This window comes from Variovorax sp. P4_D9 (assembly GCF_056401695.1).
Window position 1 is genome coordinate 1 of sequence record NZ_JBFUIU010000691.1, and the last position, 4,632, is coordinate 4,632.

The 4,632-nt window shown below is 66.3% G+C and carries 3 protein-coding genes; 1 reads left to right on the forward strand and 2 read right to left on the reverse strand.

Features of this window, described 5'->3' with window-relative positions; genetic code table 11:
• The first annotated feature begins 1,218 nt into the window (after positions 1-1,218).
• Complete coding sequence (locus AC1DY5_RS42730) at positions 1,219-3,354, forward strand: ParB/RepB/Spo0J family partition protein (RefSeq protein ID WP_478120478.1); 2,136 nt, start codon at positions 1,219-1,221, stop codon at positions 3,352-3,354.
• Between the two features lie 100 nt (positions 3,355-3,454).
• On the opposite strand, the gene AC1DY5_RS42735 is transcribed toward AC1DY5_RS42730, so the two are convergent.
• Together AC1DY5_RS42735 and AC1DY5_RS42740 are read right to left on the reverse strand one after the other, a co-directional pair.
• Positions 3,455-3,889, reverse strand: coding sequence for a hypothetical protein (locus AC1DY5_RS42735; protein ID WP_478120479.1), 435 nt, complete (start codon positions 3,887-3,889; stop codon positions 3,455-3,457).
• A gap of 26 nt (positions 3,890-3,915) precedes the next feature.
• Positions 3,916-4,632: hypothetical protein (locus AC1DY5_RS42740; protein ID WP_478120480.1), on the reverse strand; the 717-nt coding region annotated here is incomplete at its 5' end.

Consider the following 4,632-nt stretch of genomic DNA (forward strand, 5'->3'; position numbering starts at 1 on the left):
GTTCAATGCAGTGCAGGAGGGAGTCCTGCGCGGCGGTCTGTGCGGACGCACGGCGACCGGCCGGGCGATGCGCACACGGGGCATCCGTGCCATCCGGGAGAACGTGCGCCTGAACACCGGGCTGTGGCAGCTCGCGTTGCGGCGCATCGGCCGCTGACGCGGCCGGAGCCGGAGCCAGGCTCCGGCTCTTGCTTTGCGAATTTGTCCGAACTRCCGCGACCAGCACCAGCTGTGCTGGATTTGCTCCCGACTTCGTGACCGCAGCTTCCCGTTCCATCTCGCGGACCAGCGTGGCCGGGAGGCGGCCCTCTTCGATGGTGCGGAAAGGCCGTCTCGAAGGCGAACCGATCCATCTCGCGAATGGCCGCGCCTTCATCGGCCCACTGCAGCAGCGTGCGCTGGACGCGCGCGCTGCGCATCGCTCGACGGCATCGCTTCGCCGGATCAGGATTTGGCTCGCCACATGGTCAGGCAGGAGGCGAAGCGCCTCCTGGCGATCCTGATTGAACGGTTCCTGCACGTCCCTTCGCTTGCGTGTTCCGCGCTTTTGTCCCATCTCCCACTTCGACCGGCAATGACCTGACGAAGCAGGCCGATGGCAAGCTCGGTATCGAGCGCGTCCAGTACCGCGGCTCGAAGGGTTCAAGCGCTCGCGTTTTTCGCCAGGTCGTCGATGGTCGGCAAGATCGATCGAGAAGCTGCCATTCCGTGCGGCCTTGATGCGCATCATGCGCGCGCCCCACCGGCTTCGCCGCTGTCGGGCTGCTCCAGGTTCGCGCCTTCGCGCTCATTCCCTCGCGGGGACTGGCCTGCTGGCCAGCCTTGCGCATCCCTGGCGCAGGGACTGCGTCCCTTGAACCTCCTTCGACCAGACCTGCCTGCGGCAGGTAGAGGCGCTCGCCGCGCGGCGGTTGCGGTGCGCGTCGGCCTCGGGCGGTGCTGCCGTTCTCCTGTGTCTCTCGCCTTTTTCGGTGACTCTGCGCCCGCGGGGCCGGGGGACCGGCTTCGCCTGCAAGGGGGTTTTCATAAGGCTGCGCCTTACAAACCTTCCCCCTTGCTCCCCCGTCCCCGCCGTCGCTGTCGTTCACCGGGCGAAAGACTCAGGAGAACGGCGGCCAGTTCCAGGCAGGAGGCCGATGCGAACCCCAACCCTTCATTGAAGGGCTCGAGATCTAGAAGCCCGGCTCTCTCTTCAACTCAACTGCAAAGGACACGGAAATGACTGCTGCTGCCGAAACCCATATAGCCGCCGAAGGCAAGACTCCACGCAAGCTCAACGGGGCGAGGGCTCCGAAGATGCCCAAGGCTGGAAGAGTCCCCAAGGCCACCCAGCCGAMGGCTCCCATGAAGGCCATCGCCCATGCGGAGATCGAACCCAGCGCCCGCGACCTGCTGGTGGCGCTGGACCAATTGGTGCTCAGCGACGCCAACGTGCGCCGGGTGGTCCACGAGGACGGTATCATCGAACTCGCTGCCCTCATCGAGTCGCAGGGACTGCTGCAGCGCCTGTCTGTCGTCGCCCAGGCGGATGGACGCTTCGCGGTGGTCGCCGGTGGCCGCCGCCTGCGGGCCATGCACAAGCTGGTCGAAGAGGGCAAGTGGAGCGCATCGCAGCCCGTGGAATGCAAGCTTTACGATGACGCCCGCGCCGCCGAGGTGTCGCTGGCCGAGAACTCGGGCCGCGAAGCCATGCATCCCGCGGACGAGATGGAGGCCTTTCGCAAGTTGGTGGAGGAGGGCCTGACGGTTGCGCAGGTGGCGGGCCGCTTCGGGGTCAGCGTGCTGACGGTCGAGCGTCGCTTGAAGCTCGCGCGTCTGGCCCCCCGATTCCTCGCCATGTACCGCGCCGACGCGATCGAGCCGGATCAGTTGCAGGCGCTCGCGCTGACCGAGGACCATGCGGCGCAGGAGGCCGTCTGGGATGGCCTGCCGGACTACGACCATGATGCGTCGACGGTCCGGCGCATGCTCACCGAGCAGTCCTGCGCAGGCGACAGTCGGCTCGCGCGTTTCGTGGGCATCGAAGCCTACGAGGCCCGGGGCGGGGCGGTGCGCCGCGACCTCTTTGCCGAGGACGAAGATGCAAGGAGCGTCTACCTGGACGACTCCGTGCTGTTGCAGACCCTCGCGATGGAGAAGCTGCGCGGCCTGGGCGAGGAAGTGCGCACCGAAGGCTGGGGGTTTGTGGACTGCCTCACCGAGGGCGACAACCTCGCGCTGCGTCGCTATGGGAGCGAGCCGCAGGCGGAGCGCGAGCCGACATCGGAGGAGGCACAGGTCATCGAGGCCATGGAAGCTGAGCGCGATCGCCTGGCCGAGGCCTATGACCGGAACGAGGAAGAAGGAGATCCCGATTCCGATGAGTACGAGGCAGAGGAACAGCGCCTGTCCACTGCCTTGGATGATCTGGACGACAAGCTCGACACCGCACGGGCGGCCTTGCAGGCGTGGACGCCTGAACAGATGGCGCGCACGGGTGCATTGCTTCGCATCGACCACGCCGGATGCGTGACCGTCCATCGTGGCCTGATCCGGCCTCAGGATCGACAGGCGGGGAAGGGTGGTGCAGGGCAGGGCGCCGGCAATTCGGGGCCTGGCAATGGCAACGGCAACGCCAGTGGCGATGAAGGAGAAGACGGCGACCGCCAGGCAACGCAGGACACGAGGAAGCGCCCCGAGTTCAGCGAGAAGCTCATGCGCGACATGACCGCGCATCGCACCGCCGTGATCCAGGCCGCACTGACTCAGAATCCGCAGGTGGCGCTGGCCACGCTCGTGCACCGGATGGCCGAGACCGTCTTCGGCCAGTACAGCCGGGGCAATGACTTGGTGAAGGTCAGCGTGCGTGTGACCAGCGACGACAGCCTCGCGCAGAACGCGACCGGCTACGAGAACTCCCCCGCAGGCGCGATCCTCGGCCAGGCCGAGACGGAGTGGGGCGACCGGCTCCCGGGCAACCTGGAGGCGATGTTCTCCTGGCTGCTCGGCCAGGACCGCGAGACGCTGCTGGAACTGCTGGCCTATTGCACCGCGCGCAGCATCGACGCGGTGGCGGGCCGTGAACGCACCAGCGACCAGAGCGACGCGATCGCCGAGGCCCTCGGCATCGACTTGGCCGACTGGTGGGCACCCACGGCCGCGAACTACCTCGGCAGCGTCAGCAAGGCCAAGGCACTGGAGGCCGTGAAAGAAGCGACGGGCATCGACTCCACGAAGGCCGTGGCCGGAATGAAGAAGCCCGAAACCATCGCGTACTGCGCGACCAAGCTCGAAGGCTTGCGCTGGCTGCCTGCGCCGCTGCGCGCACGCGCTGCGAACCGCGTCGGCGATGAAGACGAGAAGTTCGACGACTGATCAGGCATTCCTCGGAGACACCACGGCCGGCGACATTTTCTCGTCGGCCATGTTGTGTGCATCTGCATCAAATCGACCCTTGTACGAAGCGTCGGGCTTCTCATGATTTCCCGATCAGTTCGTGAACCTTGATGCGCGTGGCCGCGTCGAGCGATGGCCACGCCGACATGAGCGCGCGGCCAACGCGCGCCTGCTCCAGCACATTACGCGTTCCGAACCAGATCGTGCCCGTGACCAACGCCGCCGACAGCGCTGCGCTGAGGGTGCAGGCGACCCAGAGGGGAACACCAGTGCGTGCGGCGTCGGCATTCGCCGGAAGCGGACCACCGTGCATCGCGGCCTCGATCCGCGAGGCCGAGGCGCTGAGCTTGCGGCCTGTCTCCAGCAACAGCGGTTGCGCATCGAGCGACTGCTGGACCAGCGAGCCCAACGTCGTCAGATCGGCATTCAGTTCCTCGCGCACCTTTGTCAGCGTCTGAGTCGCTTCCTCGGCACGCTGCAGCAGAGGATCGACATCCTCCAGCAGGATGCGCAACGCCGCATGCTGTGCGCTTGCCGGATTCACGCGCGCTTCCTGCCGGAAGACGCGGGGCCAACGTCGTTCGCACTTTGTATCCCAAACAGCATCGCGTGCACGCGCGCCAGATTTTCGTGGGCGGTCACCGCGAGATCGTGCGTCATCTGGCCCGACATCGCGCGCTCCAGCGCAGCCATGTCGCCCGCGCGCTTGGCTTCGCCGCGCGCCGCCTTCCAGTCGGTCGTGCTGCCGGCCAGTTCGCGCACGACCTGGCCGGACTCCTTGGCCAGTTCGTAAGCCTCGTTGTGATCGACGACGGCGTGCGGTTCGAAGATCGCCTTGCCCCTGCCGTCGGCAGCCGCATAGCCCAGCACCTGCGCGTAGACGATCTCTACGGGATCCTGTGTGTCGCTCGCGTACTGGTTGAACACCACCCGCACCTTGCGGGCGTCCAACCCAAGCTCATGCAGCCAGTCGATGGTGGCGATAGTGTCAAGCTGCTGCTTGGCGGCCGGCACCGTGGGCACCAACACCAAATCGAATTCACCCACGGCGCTCTTGAAGCGCTTCATCTCCGTCATGAACGCCGCCACGTTGGAGGCGCCGACGTCCACCACGATGTTCTCGCTCTGCATGAGCTCGCGGAATATCTCCTTGAACCGGCTCGCGCCAAGTTCCTCGACATCAAGGCCTTGCATGTCGTTCGCCGCACTTGCGTTGATCGACTCCACGCTCAGGATGCGCGCGCCGGGCGAGTAGGC